The organism is Curtobacterium sp. ME-Dv--P-122a (assembly GCF_030209645.1).
In the GTDB taxonomy this organism is placed as follows: Bacteria; Actinomycetota; Actinomycetes; order Actinomycetales; family Microbacteriaceae; genus Curtobacterium; species Curtobacterium flaccumfaciens.
On record NZ_JARVRO010000005.1, the window covers coordinates 146963 to 167794 of the forward strand.

Sequence of the window (20832 nt, forward strand, 5' to 3'; positions counted from 1 at the left end):
AGTCCGGTAGACCGGAGGAATGGCAGACTCGATCCCTCACGTCCTCGTCCTCGGCGGCGGCTCCGCTGGCTACACCACGGTCAAGCAGCTCCAGAAGCACGCGGCCACGGTGCCCATGCGCATCACGCTCGTGGACCAGAACACCTACTACACGTACCTGCCGTTCCTGCCCGAGGTCGCCGGTGGCCACATCGCGCCGAAGGACGTCACCGTCGAGCTGCGCCGTGCACTGCGCAAGACCCGGGTGATCCAGGGCAAGGTCACCGCGATCTCCTCGGCGGACAAGACCGTCTCGATCGCGACCGCCGGCGGCGACGACCGCACCCTCGGCTACGACCACCTCGTCGTCGCCCTCGGTTCCGTCACCCGCACCTTCCCGACCCCCGGGCTCGAGGAGTACGGCGTCGGCTTCAAGAGCGTCGAAGAGGCCGCCTACGTGCGCGCCAAGCTCCTCGACAACATCGCGAAGGCCGCTGCCACCCGTGACGAGGACGAGCGTCGCCGTCTGCTGACCAGCGTCTTCGTCGGCGGTGGCTACACCGGCGTCGAGGCGATCGGTGAGCTCTTCGACGTGTCGCAGGCTGCCATCAAGACCTACCCGTCGCTCGCCGGTGAGCAGCCCCGCTGGGTGCTCATCGATGCCCTCGACCGCGTCGCGCCCGAGGTCGGCCCGGAGCTGTCCAAGTGGACGCTCGAGTCGCTCCGCGCCCGCGGCATCGACGTCCGCCTGAAGACCACCATGCCGAGCGCCGAGGGCGGTGTGGTCAAGTTCTCCGACGGTGACGAGTTCGCCACCGGCCTGCTCGTCTGGACCGCGGGCGTCAAGCCGAACCCGCTCCTCGACGCCTCCGACCTGCCGCGCGGTCCGAAGGGCCACCTCGCCGCGAACGCGAAGCTCCAGGTCGAGGCCGAGGACACCCACCGGGTCGTCGAGGGCGTCTGGGGCCTCGGTGACGTCGCGCAGGTGCCCGACCTGACCGCCGACAAGCAGCCGGCGTTCTACCCGCCGAACGCGCAGAACGCCGTGCGCCAGGCCGTGGTGGCCGCCGACAACATCGTCGCGACCATCACCGGCAAGCCGCTCGAGGAGTACCGTCACCCCTCCATCGGCACCGTCGCGTCGTACGGTGTCGGCAAGGGTGCCGCGAACATCAAGGGCATCAAGATGACCAACCTGCTCGCGTGGCTCGCGCACCGCGCGTACCACGTGTACGCGATGCCGACCCTGAACCGGAAGGCCCGCATCATCATCGGCTGGATCACCGGTGCCGTGTCGGGTCGCGACGCGACCTCGCTCATCAAGGAAACGGACCCGCGACGCAACTTCGTCGAGGCGTCGAAGAGCTAGACGCGTCCGCGGACGGACGGACGGGAGGCGCGGTGCCAGCTGGCACCGCGCCTCCCGTCCGTCCGTCACGTGCGTTCGCACCCACCTGCCGCTCTCCGGCATACTGACTCCCTCGGCGCCCACGGCGGCGAGGTCCCGGAAGTCGACCGACACGTGCGCCCCACCACCACCACCACCTCCTCCGTCCGATCGTGCCTCCGATGCGGCGCCGAGCGTCACGACAGCACCGTCCACCGGTGCCCCGGTCCGGCCGACCCGCTCCGCGCCTTCGGCCTCGACGCCGGAGCCCGAACGGTGCTCGAGGTCCTGGGCGGGATCGGGCAGCCCTCCCTGGTCGGCGGAGCAGTCCGCGACGCGCTGCTCCGGGAAGCCGGGCGCGGACCGACCACCACCGGTGACGTCGACGTCGAGGTGCACGGCACCAGGACCGATCTGGTCGTCGGAGCGTTGCGTGCGGCCGGCGCGATCGTCGTCGAGGCCGGTGCGGGGTTCCCGGTCCTCAAGGTGGTGCTCGACGGATCCCGCGTCGACGTCGCAGTGACGGCGGAGTCCGGTGCGCTCGATCCGGTCACGGTGTCCGCCCTCGGTCGGGACTTCACGGTGAACGCCGTCGCCTGGGACCCCCGCACGAACGTGTTCCTCGACGCGGTCGGTGGGATCGACGATGCCGTCATCGGCGTGCTGCGGCACGCTTCCGAACGCTGCAGTGAGGACCCGCTCCGGGTCTTGCGTGCCGTGCAGCTCGTCGCCCGGTTCGACTTCGCCGTGCACCCCGCGACGCTGTGTCTGGCACGGTCGCTCGCGGCGCGGTTCGAGTCGATCGCCACCGGGCGGATCTGGCCCGAGATCCGCAAGCTGGCACTCGGCGACCACGTGTCGGCTGCCCTCCGAACGCTGCACGACAGCGGCTGGGAGCGACACCTGCCCGAGCTCGCCGCGGTCCGAGACGTGCCGCAGGACCCCCGGTGGCACCCGGAGGGTCCCGTGCAGGTCCACATCGGAGCGGCGGGGGACGCTGCCGCCCGCGCCTGCACCGCGGACGGGATCCGGGGTGACGACCGGGTGGTCATCGTGCTCGCCGCCGTGCTGCACGACCTGGGGAAGGCCGGCTCCGGCACGCAGGTCCTCGCCGACGACGCAGGTGCGGTCCGGATCCGCAGCCTGGGCCACGAGGTGTCCGGCGCTGCGGCAGCAGCAGCGCTGCTCGGTCGCCTCGGCGCGCCACGCCACATCGTCGAGCGGGTCGTCCCGCTCGTTCGCGAGCACATGGTCCCGCACTCGTCCAACGGCGCGCCACCGTCCGTTCCCGCTGCTCGGCGGCTGTTCCGACGGCTCGGATCCTCCCTGCCCGCGATGGAGTCGTGGGCCCGGGTGTGCGAAGCCGACTCGCAGGGGCGTGGTCCGGGGGCGAGTCGGTCCTCGGCGTGGTCGTGGTTCGACGTCGCGCTCCGGGACCAGGTCGCGCGTCGGCCCGTACGGCTGCTGTCCGGCCGCGACCTCGTCGACGCGGGACTCACCCCGGGGCCGGTGTTCCGCGAACTCCTCGTGGCGTCCGCGGCGGCGCAGGACGACGGCGTCTTCGATGACGTCGCCGGAGCCCGCGCGTGGCTGCGCCGAGCGGTCGACGCACGCCGGTGACGGACGGGAGGCGCGGTGCCAGCTGGCACCGCGCCTCCCGTCCGTCGGTGCGGACGCCCACCGCCTGTCCACGATCTGCGGTCCTGGGGCCGTTCCAACGTGGCGCGCGTCAGCGTGGACGCGACGAACGAGAGGAGCGTCCATGCGCGCCATGACGTACCGCGGCCCGTACCGGGTCCGCGTCGAGGAGAAGCCGGATCCCCGGATCGAGCACCCGAACGACGCGATCGTCCGGGTGGAACGGGCCGCGATCTGCGGGTCGGACCTGCACCTGTACCACGGCATGATGCCCGACACCCGGGTCGGGCACACGTTCGGCCACGAGTTCATCGGGGTGGTCGAGCAGATCGGCTCGTCCGTCGAGACCCTGTCGGTCGGGGACCGCGTGATGGTCCCGTTCAACATCTTCTGCGGGACGTGCTGGTTCTGCGCCCGCGGACTCTTCGCGAACTGCCACAACGTGAACCCGAACGCGACCGCGGTCGGCGGGATCTACGGGTACTCGCACACCACCGGCGGGTACGACGGCGGGCAGGCGGAGCGCGTGCGGGTGCCGTTCGCCGACGTCGGACCGCAGGTGATCCCGGACTGGCTCGACGACGACGACGCCCTCCTCATGACGGACGCGCTGAGCACCGGGTACTTCGGGGCGCAGCTGGCGTCGATCCGCGAGGGTGACACCGTCGTGGTGCTCGGTGCCGGGCCGGTCGGACTGTTCTCCGCGGCGTCGGCGTGGTTCATGGGAGCCGGCCGGGTGATCGTCGTCGACCAGCTCGAGTACCGGCTCGAGAAGGCCCGGAGCTTCGCGCACGCCGAGACGATCAACTTCGCCGAGGTCGACGACGTCGTGCTCGAGATGAAGAAGCAGACCGACTTCCTCGGTGCGGACAGCGTGATCGACGCCGTCGGAGCCGAGGCGGACGGCAACTTCACCCAGCAGGTCACCGCCTCGAAGCTGAAGCTCCAGGGCGGGGCCCCGACGGCGCTCAACTGGGCGATCGACGGCGTCCGCAAGGGCGGCACGGTCTCGGCGGTCGGTGCGTACGGGCCGATCCCGAGCGCGGTCAAGTTCGGTGACGCGATGAACAAGGGCGTCACGATCCACACGAACCAGGCGCACGTGAAGCGCCAGTGGCCGCGGTTGCTCGAGCACATCCAGGCGGGGCACTTCAAGCCGAGCGACATCATCACGCACCGCATCCCCCTCGAGCACATCGCCGAGGGCTACCACCTGTTCTCGTCCAAGCTCGACGGTTGCATCAAGACCGTCGTCGTGCCGTGAGGAGGCCCGACATGTCCGACCACACCCCGTACATCGCCGATCCACCCCGTCGGGTGCCGTCCTCCGAGGAGCTCCGTGCCCGCATCCCGGGGTGGGGGAGCGACCTCGACCCGGCGGACCGGCCGTCCGTCCCGAAGCTCTCACGCGAGGCCGGTTCGGCTACCGGAGCCCACTGGGACCGCCCGCCGCAGCAGGACGGTGCGCACGGCCGGGAGCGCTCGATCGAGCACGCCCACGTGACGCCGGTGTTCGGGACCGCGCAGCCTTTGCACGGCGTCTCCGGGATGGTCCGGCGGTACGCCTACCGGCGGTTCAGCGAGGGCCGCCTGGCGCACTGGATGCTGCTCGTCGTGGGGGACCGCCTGGACGTCGCGACACACCGGGTGACCGATGCGCTGCGGGGTCGGCCGGACCGGGTGATCAGCGAGACCGGTGTCGCGGCGGAGCGTGGGAACCACCCCGTTGCGTCGCGCCTGGGGTCGAGTCGGTCGGACTGGCGGCACCAGGTGCTCGACCCGGTGGTCGCGAACTGGGGCTGGCTGGCGGCGCTCGGCGCCGTCGTGCTGGTGGTGCGGCGGGTGCGCCGCTCGCGCTGACCGCGCGCGGGCCGTCCCGTGCGGCGTTGCTCACTCGGTGCGACCTTCTTCCGTCACACGGAGTGCGCAACCTCGCACCGGCCTGCGACGTGCGCATGTTCCGGCCTGGAGGCGCGCCGCGGCCCCGCCCCACGCCTCCAGTCCGCACGTCCCGCGTCCACCCGCGCACCGACGTTGCACGGAGAACGCCCCGAGCGCAGCGAGGTGGCGACGAGGCGGTGACGCCCTGAGCGCAGCGATGGCGGCACTCGCCGGGAAGACACAACAGAAAATGCCCCCCGACCGAAAGGTCAGGGGGCACGCATTTCCTGTGTCCGAGAGGGGACTTGAACCCCTACGCCCTAATACGGGCACTAGCACCTCAAGCTAGCGCGTCTACCAATTCCGCCACCCGGACAGGGTGTCTGGTGTCTGTTTCCCGGGTTGAACCCGGCGTTCCTGCCGAGAGAAGACACTAGCACGGGTCTGAACGCGCGATGAACACGGTCGCGCATCCCGGGCGAGTCCTGCGTGTCCGGCCTCGGCGACGGGGTCGGTGCCGACCGATACCGTGGAGCCATGACGAACCCGGAGCCCTCCGAGCCGCAGTCCGTGCCCGAGCTCGAGGCCACCGCGGCGATCGCCCGCGACCTCATCCGCATCGACACGACGAACTGGGGTGAGGGGAAGTCCCGTGGTGAGACGGAGGCTGCCCAATACGTCGAGGACAAGCTCCGCGCGCTGGGTCTCGAGCCGCAGTTGTTCGAGTCGGAGCCGGACCGGGTGAGCGTCGTGGCGCGGGTGCCCGGTCGGAACCGTGACAAGCCGGCGCTCGTGGTGCACGGGCACCTCGACGTCGTGCCGGCCGACCCGGCGAACTGGTCGGTCGACCCGTTCGGTGGCGTGGTCAAGGACGGGTCGCTGTGGGGTCGGGGCGCCGTCGACATGAAGAACATGGACGCGATGATGCTCACGTCGCTGGCGGACGTCATCGAACAGCACGGTGCGCCGGAGCGTGACCTGGTGATCGCGTACTTCGCCGACGAAGAGGCCGGGGGAGTCCTGGGGTCCCACCACGTGGTCGACCAGCACCCGGAGGTCTTCGCGGGGGCGTCGGCGGCGATCAGCGAGGTCGGCGGGTACTCGATCACGCTCGGTGACCGTCGCGCCTACCTGTTGCAGACCGGCGAGAAGGCGCTCATGTGGGTGAAGCTGATCGCGCGCGGCACCGCTGCCCACGGCTCGCACGTGATCCGCGACAACGCCGTCACGAAGCTCGCGGCGGCGGTCGCCCGGATCGGCAGCGAGGAGTGGCCCGTCCGCCTCTCGGCCACGACGGACGCGATGGTCGCCGAGGTGGCGCGGTTCCTCGGGGTCGACCCGACGGTGACCGGCCCGGACGAGGTCGCGCTGGCCACCGGCTCGGCGTCGCGGTTCATCCACGCCGCGCTGCACACCACGTCGAACCCGACCGTGCTGACCGCCGGTTACAAGCACAACGTCATCCCCGACGCCGCCGAGGCGCTGGTCGACATCCGCTGCCTGCCGGGCGACGAGGAGTCCGTGCTGGAACGGGTGCGGGAGCTCGCCGGACCCGACGTCGAGGTGGTCATGTCGTTCCGCGACATCGGGCTCGAGCAGGACTTCGGCGGCCCGCTGGTCGACGCCGTCCGCGACGTCCTCGGCCGGCACGACCCGGGCGCACCGGTCCTGCCGTACCTGCTGTCCGGCGGCACCGACAACAAGGCGCTCTCGACGCTCGGCATCGCGGGGTACGGGTTCGTGCCGCTGCAGCTGCCGGCCGGTGTCGACTTCCCCGCGATGTTCCACGGCGTGGACGAGCGGGTGCCGCTCGACTCGCTGGCGTTCGGTCGGCGGGTGCTGGGCGACCTGCTCGCCACGTACTGATATTGTTCATGGTCGCCGTCGTGGCGGTGCCCTGACCGACCTCCCCCGAAAGGCCCGTGCGATGCACATCCTCGAGGCGATCTTCCTCGGCTTCGTCCAGGGGCTCACCGAGTTCCTGCCAGTGTCCTCCAGCGCGCACCTGCGCATCGTGGGGCTCTTCCTGCCCGACGCGAAGGACCCCGGCGCGGCCTTCACCGCGGTGACGCAGCTCGGCACCGAGACCGCGGTGCTCATCTACTTCTGGAAGGACATCACCCGGATCATCGGGCGGTGGTTCCGGTCGGTGGTCAAGCGTGACGTACCGAAGGGCGACCCCGACGTCCGGCTCGGCTGGCTGGTGATCCTCGGCACGATCCCGATCGGGGTCGCCGGGCTCCTGCTCAAGGACTCGATCGAGACCACGTTCCGGTCCCTCTGGATCGTCGCGATCGTCCTCATCGTGTTCGGTGTCGTGCTCGGGGTGCTCGACCGGGTGGGCCGCAAGGAGCGCCGGATCGAGCAGATGACGTTCCGCGGTGGTCTGCTCATCGGCCTGGCGCAGATGCTCGCCCTGGTCCCCGGAGTGTCCCGTTCCGGCGCGACCGTGTCGATGGGTCTCGCCCTCGGGTACGCCCGTCCGGCGGCCGCGCGGTTCGCGTTCCTGCTGGCGATCCCGGCGGTGTTCCTGTCCGGGTTCTACGAGGCCGCGACGAGCCTCGGCGACCACGGCTCGCCGTTCGGACTCGCCGACACGCTCATCGCGACCGTCGTCGCGTTCGTGGTCGGGTTCGTCGTGATCGCGGCGTTCATGAACTACATCAGCAAGCGCAGCTTCATGCCCTTCGTCGTTTACCGGATCGCACTCGGTATCGTGCTCATCGTGTTGTTGTCGCTCGGAGTGATCCAGCCGTGAGGGCCTGGCAGGCCCCATCCGTCCCCGACGTCCCCGGCGCCGCGCCCCGACCGGTCGTCCACGACACCGCAACGGGCAAGCCGCTTGACCCCGCCCGCGACGAGGACCGTGCCGCGCTGTACGTCTGTGGCATCACGCCGTACGACGCCACGCACCTCGGCCACGCGGCGACCTACCTGGCGTTCGACACCCTCGGCCGCGCCTGGCGTGACGCCGGGCTCGACGTCGAGTACGCGCAGAACGTCACCGACGTCGACGACCCGCTGCTCGAGCGTGCCGCCCGCGACGGTGTCGACTGGCGTGAGCTCGCTGCGTCCCAGGTCGACCTGTTCCGTCGCGACATGGAGTCGCTGCGGATCCTGCCGCCGGACGACTTCGTGGCCGTCACCGACGAGGTCGAGCGCGTCGCCGAGGCGGTCTCGTTCCTGCAGGAGTCCGGCTACGCGTACGAGGTCCCGACGGACGACGCCGAGGGCGACGACCTCTACTTCGACGTGAACCGCCCCACCGACGCGTGGGCCCTCGGTGACGAGAGCGGCCTGGACCGCGAGACGATGCTCGCCCTCGCAGCCGAACGCGGCGGCGACCCGGATCGTCCGGGCAAGCGTGACCCGCTCGACCCGCTGCTGTGGCGCGCCGCGCGTGACGGCGAGCCGGCCTGGGACACCGAGATCGGTCCCGGGCGCCCCGGCTGGCACATCGAGTGCAGCGTCATCGCCGGTGACCGCCTCGGGCTGCCGATCAGCGTGCAGGGCGGCGGGAGCGACCTCGTCTTCCCGCACCACGAGATGAGCGCCGGGCACGCTGCTGCCCTTGCGCACCAGCCGCTCGCGCACGCGTTCGTGCACACCGGGATGATCGCCTACCAGGGCACCAAGATCTCGAAGTCGCTCGGCAACCTCGTCACCGTGCGCGGGCTGCTCGACGACGGCGCCGACCCCCGTGCCATCCGGCTCGCGCTGCTGTCGCACAAGTACTCCGACGACTGGGAGTGGTTCGACACCGAGCTGATGAGCGCCCAGACGCGGCTCGCCGGTTGGGACGCGTGGGCCTCCGGAGCCTCGGCCGGGCACACCGACGACGCTGCGGACGTCGCGGCACGCATCCGCGCGCGGGTGTCGGACGACCTCGACACCCCCGGTGCCGTCGCCGCGGTCGACACGGCGATCGCCGGTGGCACGGCGTGCACGCCGGAGCTCATCGACTTGATCGACGCGCTGCTCGGCATCCGCCTGGCCTGACCTCGGCGGGCGCGACGCGTCGCGTGTGCGCCGCCGAGGGGTCGGGAACTGTCGCCCGGGCGGGCCGCAGCCGACAGTTCGTGACCACTCGCCGGACGTGAGCGGGGCGTCGTGACCGTTCGCGGCCGCCGGACGGGAGGCCCGTGGCGGGGCCGCCCCGGGCCTCCCGTCCGCCGTCTGGTCGCGACACGTCGCGTGCGCGCCGCCGAGGGGTCCGAAACTGTCGCCGAGGCGGGCCGCAGCCGACAGTTCGTGACCACTCGCCGGAGGTGAGCGGGGTGTCGTGACCGCACGCGCACGACGGACAGGAGGCACGGTGCCAGCTGGCACCGTGCCTCCTGTCCGTCAGGGGGTGACGGCTACTGCTGGGGCCGCCACGGCCCCTCGCCACCGGCGGTGCCGCCGTCCTTGCCGTCCTTGCGCTCACGGCGACGGAGGTACTGCTCGAACTCCTGCGCGATGGCGTCGCCCGAGGCCTCGGGGGAGTCGACGGTGTCGCGCGCCTGCTCGAGCTGCCCGATGTAGGACGCCATGTCCTCGTCGTCGGCGGCGAGGGCGTCGATGCCCTCTTCCCACTCGGTGGCGTCGTCGAGCAGCGAGCCGCGCGGCACCGTGACGTCCGTGAGCTCCTCGATCTTGTCGAGCAGCGAGAGCGTGGCCTTGGGCGAGGGCGAGTTGTGCACGTAGTGCGGCACCGAGGCCCACAGGGACAGCGTGGTCAGGCCGGCCTTGTCCATCGCGTCGGCGAGGACCCCGAGGATGCCGGTCGGGCCCTCGTACGAGGACTTGTCGACGTCGAACGCGGCGCGGACCCCGGCGTTCTCGCTCGACACGAACACCGAGATCGGCCGGGTGTGGGGGACATCGGCGAGCATCGCACCGACGAAGACGACTGCGTCGATCGAGTAGACGTCCGCCAGGTCGATGATCTCCGAGCAGAAGCCCCGCCAGGTGCGCGAGGGTTCCGGGCCGACGAGCACGAAGACGTCACGGTCGGTGGGGGAGCCGGTGGCGCCGATGACCGGACGCCCCTCGGCACCGGGGCCGTGCAGCACGATCCGGGGCCACTGCACGCCGCGGTCGCCGTTGTCGTCGGTGCCGACGGTGGGCCGGTTGAACTGGTAGTCGACGTACCGCTCACCGTCGAGTTCGCGCAGCTCGTCGAGCCCGAGCGACTCGACGATGCGACGCGCCAGACCGCTCGCGGCCTCGCCGGCGTCGTTCCAGCCCTCGAAGGCGACGACGAGCAAGCGACCGTCGCTGAAGGGGGAGTGCTGTGGCACGGAGCGGACCTCCTGGTGGTGGAGCGGAGCGGGGCGGGGGCGATGCCCCCGGCCGGACACGATTCAGGCATCCACTGTAGGCCCAGGGGGTGTCGGCGCACGCGCGCGTCCGCGCCCAGCGGAACGGCCCCGGTAGACTCGTCGCCCGTGACCGCGCATCCTCCTGCCCTCGTCCCGCCCGCAGCCGTGCTGTGGGACATGGACGGCACGATCATCGACACCGAGCCGATCTGGCAGCGGTCCCAGGTCGACCTGACGAACCGCTACGGCGCCGAGTGGACCCACGAGGACGGCCTGTCCCTGGTCGGGTCCGGCCTCGAGCGCTCCGGCGAGCTCCTGCGCGCCAAGGGCGTCGACATGGAGGTCGAGGAGATCATCCAGTGGATGACCGACTACGTCATGGAGCACCTGCGCGCCGGTGAACTGCCGTGGCGACCGGGTGCCCGTGAGCTCGTCGAGGAGCTCCACGCCCGCGGCATCCCGACCGCCCTGGTCACGATGTCCCGTCGCAAGATGGCGCTCGTCGCCGCCGAGGCCCTGGGCGAGCGTGGCTTCCGCGTCGTCGTCGCCGGCGACGACGTCGACCGCCCGAAGCCGTTCCCGGACGCGTACCTGTCCGCCGCCGCGCAGCTCGGCGTCGAGCCCACCGCGTGCGTCGCGATCGAGGACTCCGCCACCGGCGTCGCGTCGGCCGTCGCCTCCGGCGCCGTCACGGTCGCCGTCGAGCACATCGTCCCGCTCTCCGAGATCGCCGGCGGCGACGTGCACCTGACCACCCTGGCGGGCGTCGACGTCGACCGGCTGGTCGAGTTGACGACGCCGGCACTGGCTGCTCGGACTGGAGGCGCGGTGCCGGACCCGGCGCACGCTGCGGACACCGAAGGGGTCACCCGATGAGCCACACCGACGACGCACGCGACGAGGCGGACGCGAGCAGCGCCTCCAGTCCGACCGCGGACCCGACCGCAGCCCTCTCGCACACCGCGGGCGGCGCGCCGCACACGCCGCCGCGCGGCCCGTTCCGGGCCGGCGACCGCGTCCAGCTGACCGGTCCGAAGGGCAAGCTCACGACGCTGTCGCTCGAGACCGCGGGTGAGTACCACACGCACCGCGGGGTGCTCCGGCACGACGACGTCATCGGCCAGCCCGACGGCTCCGTCATCCGGGCCAGCACCGGTGACGAGTACCTCGCGCTCCGCCCGCTGCTCAACGACTACGTCATGTCGATGCCGCGTGGTGCCGCGATCGTCTACCCGAAGGACGCGGCGCAGATCGTGGCCTTCGCGGACGTCTTCCCCGGGGCCCGCGTGGTCGAGGCCGGCGTCGGCTCGGGGGCGCTGTCGCTGTTCCTGCTCCGCGCGATCGGCCCGACCGGGCAGCTGCAGTCGTTCGAGCGCCGCGAGGAGTTCGCGGCGATCGCGAAGGGCAACGTCGGGACCTTCCTCGGCGCAGTCCCGGACAACTGGTCCGTCACCGTCGGTGACCTGGTCGAGTCGCTGCCCGACGCAACCGAGCCGCAGAGCATCGACCGGGTCGTACTCGACATGCTCGCGCCGTGGGAGTGCGTGGACGCCGCGGCCGACGCCCTCGTGCCCGGCGGACTCATCGTCTGCTACGTCGCGACCGTCACGCAGCTGTCCCGCACGGCCGAGGCCCTGCGCGACACCGGGCGCTTCACCGACCCGATGCCGAGCGAGACCCTGGTGCGCACCTGGCACGTCGAGGGCCTCGCCGTCCGCCCGGACCACCGCATGGTCGGGCACACCGGATTCCTCATCACGGCACGACGCCTGGCCGACGGCACCGTGCTGCCGAACCTGAAGCGCCGCGCAGGCAAGGCGGAGTTCTCGGACGAGGACATCGAGGCCTGGACCCCCGGCGCCGTGGGCGAGCGGGCGACGAGCGACAAGAAGCTCCGCAAGGTCGCCCGGCAGTCGGCGGCGCAGGCGCGCAAGGTCGCGGCGGCCGAGGCGTCGTCGGCGGCGGACGGTGCTGTGGCTCCGTCCGAGGGCGCTGTGGCTTCGTCGGATGTCGCTGCGGCTCCGTCGGATGCCGCTGCGGCTCCGTCCGGGGCCGTCGAGGACGAACGGTAGGCTGACGGCGTGCCCGTCCTGCATCGAACGGAAAGAGGGTCCGTGCGCACCATCCCCGCACTCCTGGTCACCATCGGTCTCGCGGTGTCCCTCACCGCCTGCGCCTCGAACGGTGCCGGCACCACGCCCTCGAGCTGTGCCGCGCCCGGCGCCGCGTCCGAAGCGGTGACCGCCACCGGCAAGTTCGGCTCGGAGCCGAAGATCAACGTGCCGAAGGGCCTGACCACCAAGGGCACCCAGGTGTCCGTGCTGCAGCAGGGTTCCGGTCGCACGATCGACGACGGCACCCCCGTCCTGGTCGAGTACACCCTGGTCGACGGCTCCACGGGGCAGGTCGCCCAGACGAGCGGCTACTCGGGCCAGACGGCACCGATCACCGCTGGTGCGAGCAACTACGGGGCCCTCGGCGCCTCGCTACAGTGCGCCCGCGTCGGCGACCGCCTGGCGGTCGCCCTGCCGAAGAGCGCCCTGAGCAGCACCGGCGGCACCGCTGGCAGCTCGTCGTCGAAGAAGACCGAGGACGCCGTCATCGCCGTCATCGACGTCAAGCGCGCGTTCGACGCCCGTGCCACCGGCACCCCGCAGCTCGCCGGCGACAAGATGCCGGCCGTGGTGCTCGCACCCTCCGGCGCCCCCGGCATCACGATCCCGTCGTGGAGCGCGCCGAAGTCGAACGAGACGCACCTGCTCCGCAAGGGCGACGGTCGCGAGCTCACCGCGAAGGACACCGCGGTCATCAAGTACACCGCCGTCACCTGGGGTGCCGACCCGTCCGTCGCCGGCTCCAGCTGGACCGACGGTTCCGGCGCGCAGGCCATCCCGCTCACCAAGGGCCAGGTCGACGAGGGCGTCCGGACCGCCATCGTCGGGCACCACGTCGGCGACCAGGTCCTGGCCATCGTCAACCAGCAGGGGACCGCGTACGCGTACGTGATCGACGTCCTCGGGGCGATCTCGAACTGACCCGGTCCGACCGTCCACGGACCGCGGCGCGGGTGCACTCCGGTGCACCCGCGCTGCCGTAGGATCGGCTCGTGCCAGCGACCCGTGTGCCCCGTGTGCCCGCCGAGGAGCGGCTGTTCAGCCTCGTGCTCGCGCTGCTCTCGACGGAGTCCGGGCTGACCAAGGCCGAGATCCTGGCCAACGTGCAGGGGTACCGGCAGCGGTTCTCGACCGGTGGCGACAACGCCTCGCTCGAGCGCCAGTTCGAACGCGACAAGGACGACGTCCGCGAGCTCGGCATCCCCCTCGAGACCATCGAGACCCCGGGTGCCGCGGGCAACAACCAGACGCTCCGGTACCGGATCCCGAAGGGCGAGTACGACCTGCCCGTCGACGTCCGCTTCACCCCGGACGAATCCGCGTTGCTCTCCCTGGCAGCGATGGCCTGGCGTGAAGGCGCACTGTCCGCCGACTCCCGCCGTGGGCTGCTGAAGGTCCGCTCGGCCGGTGCCGAGGACGACGACGGTGCCCTGCAGCTCGGGGTCGACGCGTACGCCCCGCGGCTCCGCGCCCGTGATGCCTCGTTCGAGCCGCTCCGTTCCGCGCTCGACCGGGGTGCAGCCGTGCGGTTCGACTACATCACCCCGGGGCAGCACGACGCCCGTCGGCGCGAAGTGGCTCCACTCGCACTGGTGCAGCACGGCGGCCGGTGGATGCTCGCCGCCCACGAGTTCGCGACGGACTCGGACAAGAACTACCTGCTGGCCCGCATCGTCGGACCCGTGACCCAGTACGAGGTCGGGCAGCACACCGCTCCCGTCGGCGCGGGGGAGCGCACCCTCGCCGAGCTCGAGCGGATCTGGGCCGAGCGCACCGCGCGCATCGCCGTGACGCCGGGTTCCGACGCCGAACGCCGACTCACCCGTCGCCGCGACACCGAGACCGACGCCGACGGCGCGCTCGTGCTGCACCACGTCGACCCGCAGATCCTCGCCGAGGAACTCGCCGCCTTCGGGCCCGAGGTCCGGGTGCTCGAGCCCGACGACCTTCGATCACGGGTCGACGAGCGCCTCCGTGCACTCGTGCGCGACCACACCGACGACGGCCCTGCCGCAGCCCCCGGAGAGGACCCCGTTCGTGGCTGACGCCCAACCCCTGCAGGCGCAGGACAAGCTCGCGTTCCTGCTCGCCCTGGTGCCGTACCTGATCGACCGCGAGCGGGTCTCGGTCGCCGAGGCAGCTCGGCACTTCGGTGTGCCCGAGGCCCGCATCCGGCGTGCCGTCGAACTCATCGCGGTCTCCGGGGTGCCCGGCGAGACGATGCAGTACCAGCACGGCGACCTGTTCGACATCGCCTGGGACGACTTCGACCAGAACGACATGATCGTGCTGACCAACCTGGTGGCGATCGACGACTCACCGCGTCTGTCGGCTCGTGAGGCGTCGGCGCTCATCGCCGGTCTGCAGTACCTCTCCGCGCTGCCCGAGGCCGCCGACCGTGACGCCATCCGCGCGCTCATGGCCAAGCTGTCCCGCGGTGCCGGGGGAGCGGCGTCGACCGTCGCCGTCGGGCAGGACCTGCACGACGTCGCCCTCGCAACCATCCGCCGGGCGATGTCCGACGGTCGCGGCCTGGTCTTCGAGTACGCCGGACCGCGCACCCAGGGCGGCACCCGACGGGTCGATCCGCTCCGGGTCGAGTCCATCGACACCGACTGGTACCTGCGCGCGTGGGACCTCGACCGGCAGGCACTCCGGACGTTCCGGCTCGATCGCATGTCCGAGGCCCGGGTCGACGACCGCCCGGCCGAGAAGACGATCGACCAGGTCGTCATCCCGGACACGCTGTTCCAGCAGGCCGCCGACGACGTCATCGTCACGGTGGAACTCGACTCCACGTCGCTGCCCCTGGTCGCCGACTTCCTGTCCGACACCGCCGACGCGCCCGACGGTGACGGTCGGGTGCGCATCCGGCTCGCGGCGTCGCACGGGTTCGACGGGGTGGTCCGGCTCGTCGCGGGGTTGCCCGGTCGTGCCGTGGTGCTCGACCCGCCCGCCGCTCGCGACGCCGTGCGCGACTTCGCGGCCGCGGCCCTCGCCACGGGCTGACGTCTGCCGCTGCGGTCCGTCCGCGCGCTGCACGTTCCGACCCGGTACGCCCGATCTCGTTGGGTACGCCCGGTCTCGCCAGGTATGCCCGATTTCGCTAGAGATGCCCGATCGCGCACGGTGGACCTCGGGTACCTGGTCGTTCCGGGCGTACCTGGTGTGATCTTCCGACCCGGTATGCCCGTTCTCGCCAGGTATGCCCGATCTCGCCAGGTAAGCCCGATGTGGCGCGGCACGCCCGATCCCGCACGGTGAAGCTCGGGTAGCTGGTCGTTCCGGGCGTACCTGGTGCGATCTTCCGACCCGGTACGCCCGGTCTCGCACGGTGGACCTCGGGTAGCTGGTCGTTCCGGGCGTACCTGGTGCGATCTTCCGACCCGGTATGCCCGGTCTCGCCAGGTACGCCCGATCGCGCACGGTGAAGCTCGGGTAGCTGGTCGTTCCGGGCATACCTCGTGCGATCTTCCGACCCGGTACGCCCGGTCTCGCCAGGTACACCCGATCCCGCCCGCTTGCCACGCGCCGCCACCCGCCCGCCGCCCGCCACGCGGCCGCGCCGACCCCCGGCGGACTGTCGGTCCCGACCCCGTAAGATCGAGCACATGGCTTCGACGACCGCGCGCGGGCGAGCGAAGCGGCAGGGGCGCCAGAAGACCGACGCCGAAGGCCGCATGTCGCTCGGGCAGCACCTCATCGAGCTGCGCAACCGTCTCTTCCGCGCAGTCGTGGCGATCGTCGTCGGTGCGATCGGCGGCTGGTTCCTCACCCCGTGGGTGCTCGACGCGCTCCGGGCACCGGTGACCGAGCTCGCCAAGGTCGGCGGACACACGGCCGAGCTGAACTTCCCGATGATCACCGGGGCGTTCGACCTGAAGCTGCAGATCGCGATCACCATCGGCGTCGTCATCGCGAGCCCGGTCTGGCTGTACCAGATCTGGGCGTTCATCGTGCCCGCGCTCGTCCGGCGTGAGCGGCAGTACGTCTGGGGCTTCCTCGGCACCGCGATCCCGCTGTTCTTCGCCGGGTGCTACTTCGGGTGGTACATCCTGCCGCACGTGGTCGGCATCCTCGGCAGCTTCGTGTCGAGCCAGGACACCTCGATCGTCGATGCGAAGGCGTACTACGACTTCGTCATCAAGCTCATCGTCGCGGTGGGCATCGCCTTCGTGCTGCCGGTGTTCATCGTGCTGCTGAACTTCGTCGGGGTGCTGTCGGCCTCCGCGATCATCAAGAGCTGGCGCGTCGCGATCCTCTGCATCCTGGTCTTCTGCGCCATCGTCACCCCGAGTGCCGACGTCATCTCGATGTTCCTGCTGGCCATCCCGATGACCGTGCTGTACGTCGCGGCCTGCTTCATCGCGTGGATCCACGACCGCCGTCTGGCCAAGCGCCAGGCGAAGCTCGACGAGGAGTACGACCTGTGAGTGGCACGAGTGCGGCCGAGCGGTTCGCCGCGGCCAAGGTGCGCAACCGGTCCCGCAACCTCGAGCTCTTCCGGACGGACCTGCGGTTCGACCTCGACCCGTTCCAGTTCGCCGCCTGCGACTCGCTCGACCAGGGCCGCAGCGTCCTGGTCGCCGCCCCGACCGGAGCCGGCAAGACCATCGTGGCCGAGTTCGCCATCTGGCTCGCCATGCGCCAGCCGACGGCGAAGGTCTTCTACACGACACCGATGAAGGCACTGAGCAACCAGAAGTACGCCGAGCTCGTCGACGTCTACGGCGAATCCGAGGTCGGGCTGCTCACCGGAGACACGAACGTGAACCCCCGCGCCCGCGTCGTCGTGATGACGACCGAGGTGCTCCGGAACATGATCTACGCCGACTCGGACCTGCTCGACGACCTCGCCTGGGTGGTGCTCGACGAGGTGCACTACCTCGCCGACCGGTTCCGCGGTGCCGTGTGGGAAGAGGTCATCCTGCACCTCCCGACCGAGGTCCGCCTGGTCTCGCTCAGCGCCACGGTGTCCAACGCCGAGGAGTTCGGCGACTGGCTGCAGACCGTCCGCGGCGACACCGACGTCATCGTCTCCGAAGACCGTCCGGTGCCGCTGGAGCAGCACGTCCTGGTCGGTTCGAAGATGGTCGACCTGTTCGACTCGAGCGGTGCCGCCGCGACGAACCGCGTGAATCCGGAACTCCTCCGCATGGTCGGCGGCGGTTCCCGGAGCGAGCGGAACGGCGGCGGCCACCGCGGCCGGCGCGGTCGTGGTGGCTACCCCGAACGTCGCGGACCCCGCACCGAGAAGGTGCACCGCGAACAGATCGCACACATGCTCGACGAGCGGATGCTCCTGCCCGCGATCTTCTTCGTGTTCAGCCGCAACGGCTGCGACCAGGGCGTCCGCAACGTCCTGCGCTCGGGCCTGTCCCTGACGACGGTGCAGGAGCGCAACGAGATCCGCGAGACGGCGGAGTACCACTGCCGCACGCTGCTCGACGAAGACCTGGCCGTCCTCGGCTACTGGGAGTGGCTCGAGGGGCTCGAGCGCGGGGTCGCGGCGCACCACGCCGGCCTGCTCCCCGCCTTCAAGGAGGTCGTCGAGAACCTCTTCCAGCGCAAGCTCCTGAAGGTCGTGTTCGCCACCGAGACCCTCGCGCTCGGCGTGAACATGCCGGCGCGCACCGTGGTGCTCGAGAAGCTCGAGAAGTTCAACGGCGAAGCCCGTGTGCCGATCACGCCGGGGGAGTACACGCAGCTCACCGGTCGTGCCGGCCGTCGTGGCATCGACGTCGAGGGGCACTCGGTCATCCAGTGGACCGACGGGCTCGACCCGCAGGCCGTCGCGTCGCTGGCCAGCCGTCGCACGTACCCGCTCAACTCGTCGTTCAAGCCGACCTACAACATGGCCGTCAACCTGATCGACCAGTTCGGCCGACAGCGCACGCGCGAGGTCCTCGAGACGTCGTTCGCCCAGTTCCAGGCCGACCGGTCGGTGGTCGACCTCGCCCGCAAGGTCCGCTCGCAGCAGGAATCCCTCGACGGCTACCGCCAGGCGATGCAGTGCCACCTCGGCGACTTCACCGAGTACTCCGCGCTCCGCCGCGAGCTCTCCGACCTCGAGCGCACGAACGTGCCCGGCGGTCGCGAGGCATCGCACGGCGCCCGCCAGGAACGCCAGGCCGCGATCACGGTGGTCCGCCGCCAGCTGCAGCGCCACCCCTGCCACGCCTGCCCGGAACGCGAGGCCCACGCCCGCTGGTCCGAGCGCTGGTGGAAGCTCAAGCGCGCCAACGACAAGCTCGTCCAGCAGATCCGGTCCCGCACGGGCGCCGTCGCGACGACGTTCGACCGCGTCACCGAGGTCCTGCTCGAGCTCGGCTACCTGGTGGACGCCGGCAACGGCGAAGCCACGGTGGCAGCGGGCGGCCGTCGCCTGCAGCGCATCTACGGCGACCGCGACCTGCTCGTCGCCGAGTGCCTCGAGGCGGGGGTCTGGAAGGACCTCACCCCGGCACAGCTCGCCGCCATGGCCGCGACGATCATCTACCAGCCCCGCCGCGAGGACGCGCCCGGCACCGAGCACGCCCTGCCCCGCGGTGCGTTCCGCCCCGCACTCGACGAGACACTGACCATCTGGTCGCGCCTCGACGACATCGAGCGTGCGGCGCGCCTGGCTGGTTCGCAGCCCCCGACCCCGGCGATGGCCGTCGGCATGTTCCGCTGGGCCTCGGGCTCGGCCCTCGACGACGTTCTCCGCACCCTCGACCTGCCGGCCGGCGACTTCGTGCGCTGGTCGAAGCAGGTCATCGACCTGCTCGACCAGATCCGGAACGCCGGCGACGACGAACTCGCCCAGACCGCCCGACGGGCGACGGACGCGGTTCGCCGCGGCATCGTCGCCTACGCGGCGGTCTGACAGGAGGCCCGGTGCGGGTTCCGGAGACAAGTGTGCGCGGGCTGCACGCTCCCGTCGGCCGCGGGGCGGTCGCGACGGGCCCGTTCGCCGCGTTGCCGCTGGGCACCGCGGTGTCGTTGGCCGTCATCGGCGGGATCCTCTTCGCCCTCGCGTTCCCGTCGCCCGGATGGTGGTTCCTCGCCTACCCGGCACTCGCCTGCATGCTGCTCGCGGTGATGGGGCAGCGGGCGCGGCGTGCGGCGTGGATCGGCTACCTCGCCGGCGCGGCGTTCTGGATCCCGGCCATCTCGTGGGCCGGTCGCTACCTGGGCCCGGTCCCGTGGTTCGCACTCGCCCTGCTCGAAGCCGCGTTCTTCGCGCTCGGCAGCGTCGCCATCGCCCTGGCGTACCGCTGGGTCGCGCGCGTGGTGCCCTCGACCGCCGGACGCGTGTGGGGCCTCCCGGCCGTCGTCGCCGCGCTCTGGACCGGACGCGAGTGGTTCTCGGGGAGCTGGCCGTACGGTGGTTTCGCCTGGGCGCGGGTGGGCCTGTCGCAGTCGCAGGGGCCGTTCACGCACCTGGCCGCGTACGTGGGCGTCCTCGGGCTGACGTTCATCGTCGTGTACTGCGTCGCTGTCGTGGTGTCGCTCGCGCTCGTGGCACCCCGTGTGCCGGGCGTCACGCTCCGGCTGCCCGTGCGGGTGGCCACGGCGGGACTGCTCATCGCGGCGGTCCTGGCCGTGCCGGCGTGGCCGACCGCCACGAGCGGCACGATCCGGGTCGAGTCGGTGCAGGGCAACGGTCCCGCGGGCTACTTCGACCGTGCGGAGCCCGGCGACGTCCTGGCAGCGCAGGTGGCGGCGACGGACGTGGACGCGAAGGGTGTGGACCTGGTCGTCTGGCCGGAGGCAGGTGCGGAGTACGACCCGCGCCAGCAGCCGGTCATCGCCTCCGCCCTCGACTCGGTGGTCGACTCGCTCGACGCCCCGATCGTCGCGGGTGCCATCACGCAGACCCCGTCGGGGGTGCTGCACAACACGTCGTTCGTGTGGACCGCCGATGGCTGGCAGTCGTCCTACGACAAGAAGCGCCCGGTGCCGTTCGGCGAGTACGTGCCCGACCGCTGGTTCTACTCCAAGCTCGCGCCGTCACTGATCGGCCTGCTGCAGCGCGACTACACGCCGGGGACGAAGCCGAACGTGCTCTCCGTCGCGGGCATCCGTGCCGGCATCTCGATCTGCTTCGACATCGTCGACGACGGGCTGACCGCCGACATGGTGCGCGGGGGAGCGCAGGTGATCCTCGCGCAGACGAACAACGCCGACTTCTCGGGCACCGACGAGAACCTGCAGCAGCTCGAGATCGCGCGGATGCGGGCCATCGAGACCGGTCGGTCGCTGGTGAACATCTCGACCGTCGGAGCGTCGCAGGTCATCGACCCGAGCGGGCGCACGATCGACCGGGTGCCGGAGTACACCGCGACGTCGATGGTGACCGACGTGCCGCTCGGCACGTCCACCACTCCCGCGTCGATCCTGTCCGGCTCGATCACGCTCCTGCTCTCCCTCGGGGGGCTCCTCGTGCTCCTCGCCTGCGCGCCCTGGAGCCGTCGCACCCGCTCCTGATCGGGCCCGCCGCGCCCAGCCACTGGGAACGGACTGTGAATGCGCCGGTACGGGATTG

At 71.3% G+C, this 20832-nt stretch carries 16 protein-coding genes and 1 tRNA gene; 15 read left to right on the top strand and 2 right to left on the bottom strand.

Translation table 11 applies throughout. From position 1 onward, the window contains the following. The first annotated feature begins 19 nt into the window (after nucleotides 1-19). The 4 genes from QRN49_RS04360 (at nucleotide 20) to QRN49_RS04375 (ending at nucleotide 4864) form a co-directional block, all read left to right on the top strand. Nucleotides 20-1348 carry an NAD(P)/FAD-dependent oxidoreductase gene (locus QRN49_RS04360; protein ID WP_284754028.1) on the top strand — a complete coding sequence of 443 codons (1329 nt, stop codon included), beginning with the start codon at nucleotides 20-22 and terminating at the stop codon, nucleotides 1346-1348. Between the two features lie 153 nt (nucleotides 1349-1501). Beyond that, entirely contained in the window at nucleotides 1502-2986 is a 1485-nt protein-coding gene (locus QRN49_RS04365) for an HD domain-containing protein (RefSeq protein ID WP_284754029.1), read from the top strand. A gap of 142 nt (nucleotides 2987-3128) precedes the next feature. Continuing rightward, a complete protein-coding gene (locus QRN49_RS04370) occupies nucleotides 3129-4268 on the top strand; it encodes a zinc-dependent alcohol dehydrogenase (RefSeq protein ID WP_284754030.1) in 1140 nt (379 codons plus the stop codon). Between the two features lie 11 nt (nucleotides 4269-4279). Next, complete coding sequence (locus tag QRN49_RS04375; protein ID WP_209081414.1) at nucleotides 4280-4864, top strand: CxxCxxCC domain-containing protein; 585 nt, start codon at nucleotides 4280-4282, stop codon at nucleotides 4862-4864. Nucleotides 4865-5175: 311 nt separating this feature from the next. On the opposite strand, the gene QRN49_RS04380 is transcribed toward QRN49_RS04375, so the two are convergent. Next, nucleotides 5176-5261, bottom strand: a tRNA-Leu gene (locus tag QRN49_RS04380). A gap of 161 nt (nucleotides 5262-5422) precedes the next feature. Between QRN49_RS04380 and QRN49_RS04385 the strand changes: the two genes are divergently transcribed. From QRN49_RS04385 to mshC, 3 genes are all read left to right on the top strand, one after another. Next, nucleotides 5423-6751 carry a M20/M25/M40 family metallo-hydrolase gene (locus QRN49_RS04385; RefSeq protein ID WP_284754031.1) on the top strand — a complete coding sequence of 443 codons (1329 nt, stop codon included), beginning with the start codon at nucleotides 5423-5425 and terminating at the stop codon, nucleotides 6749-6751. Nucleotides 6752-6812: 61 nt separating this feature from the next. Beyond that, nucleotides 6813-7643: an undecaprenyl-diphosphate phosphatase gene (locus QRN49_RS04390; protein WP_284754032.1), complete on the top strand. Its 831-nt coding sequence runs from the start codon at nucleotides 6813-6815 to the stop codon at nucleotides 7641-7643. Continuing rightward, a complete protein-coding gene (mshC, locus tag QRN49_RS04395) occupies nucleotides 7640-8884 on the top strand; it encodes a cysteine--1-D-myo-inosityl 2-amino-2-deoxy-alpha-D-glucopyranoside ligase (RefSeq protein WP_284754033.1) in 1245 nt (414 codons plus the stop codon). Before QRN49_RS04390 ends, mshC begins: the two co-directional genes overlap by 4 nt. Nucleotides 8885-9243: 359 nt before the next feature. Here mshC and QRN49_RS04400 read toward each other — a convergent pair whose 3' ends face one another. Continuing rightward, nucleotides 9244-10167, bottom strand: coding sequence for a proteasome assembly chaperone family protein (locus QRN49_RS04400; protein WP_027465645.1), 924 nt, complete (start codon nucleotides 10165-10167; stop codon nucleotides 9244-9246). Nucleotides 10168-10314: 147 nt separating this feature from the next. On the opposite strand from QRN49_RS04400, the gene QRN49_RS04405 reads away from it, so the two are divergent. The 8 genes from QRN49_RS04405 to lnt all read left to right on the top strand — a co-directional run bounded on the left by QRN49_RS04405 (nucleotide 10315) and on the right by lnt (nucleotide 20774). Then, on the top strand, nucleotides 10315-11064 hold the full coding sequence (locus QRN49_RS04405) for an HAD family hydrolase (protein WP_253183650.1): 750 nt from the start codon (nucleotides 10315-10317) through the stop codon (nucleotides 11062-11064). After that, nucleotides 11061-12260, top strand: coding sequence for a tRNA (adenine-N1)-methyltransferase (locus QRN49_RS04410; protein WP_284754034.1), 1200 nt, complete (start codon nucleotides 11061-11063; stop codon nucleotides 12258-12260). The genes QRN49_RS04405 and QRN49_RS04410 overlap by 4 nt, the downstream gene beginning before the upstream one ends. A 42-nt stretch (nucleotides 12261-12302) precedes the next feature. Further along, entirely contained in the window at nucleotides 12303-13223 is a 921-nt protein-coding gene (locus tag QRN49_RS04415) for an FKBP-type peptidyl-prolyl cis-trans isomerase (RefSeq protein ID WP_194621921.1), read from the top strand. Nucleotides 13224-13294: 71 nt separating this feature from the next. Beyond that, nucleotides 13295-14347, top strand: coding sequence for a helix-turn-helix transcriptional regulator (locus tag QRN49_RS04420; protein WP_111025034.1), 1053 nt, complete (start codon nucleotides 13295-13297; stop codon nucleotides 14345-14347). After that, nucleotides 14340-15311, top strand: a complete 972-nt coding sequence (locus QRN49_RS04425) for a helix-turn-helix transcriptional regulator (RefSeq protein WP_111025035.1) — start codon at nucleotides 14340-14342, stop codon at nucleotides 15309-15311. The genes QRN49_RS04420 and QRN49_RS04425 overlap by 8 nt, the downstream gene beginning before the upstream one ends. 671 nt (nucleotides 15312-15982) lie before the next feature. After that, nucleotides 15983-16735, top strand: a complete 753-nt coding sequence (gene tatC, locus QRN49_RS04430) for a twin-arginine translocase subunit TatC (RefSeq protein WP_110863923.1) — start codon at nucleotides 15983-15985, stop codon at nucleotides 16733-16735. Next, nucleotides 16732-19170 carry a DEAD/DEAH box helicase gene (locus QRN49_RS04435; RefSeq protein ID WP_284754035.1) on the top strand — a complete coding sequence of 813 codons (2439 nt, stop codon included), beginning with the start codon at nucleotides 16732-16734 and terminating at the stop codon, nucleotides 19168-19170. Before tatC ends, QRN49_RS04435 begins: the two co-directional genes overlap by 4 nt. 32 nt (nucleotides 19171-19202) lie before the next feature. Next, nucleotides 19203-20774, top strand: a complete 1572-nt coding sequence (gene lnt / locus QRN49_RS04440; protein WP_284754036.1) for an apolipoprotein N-acyltransferase — start codon at nucleotides 19203-19205, stop codon at nucleotides 20772-20774. The last annotated feature ends 58 nt before the right edge of the window (nucleotides 20775-20832 follow it).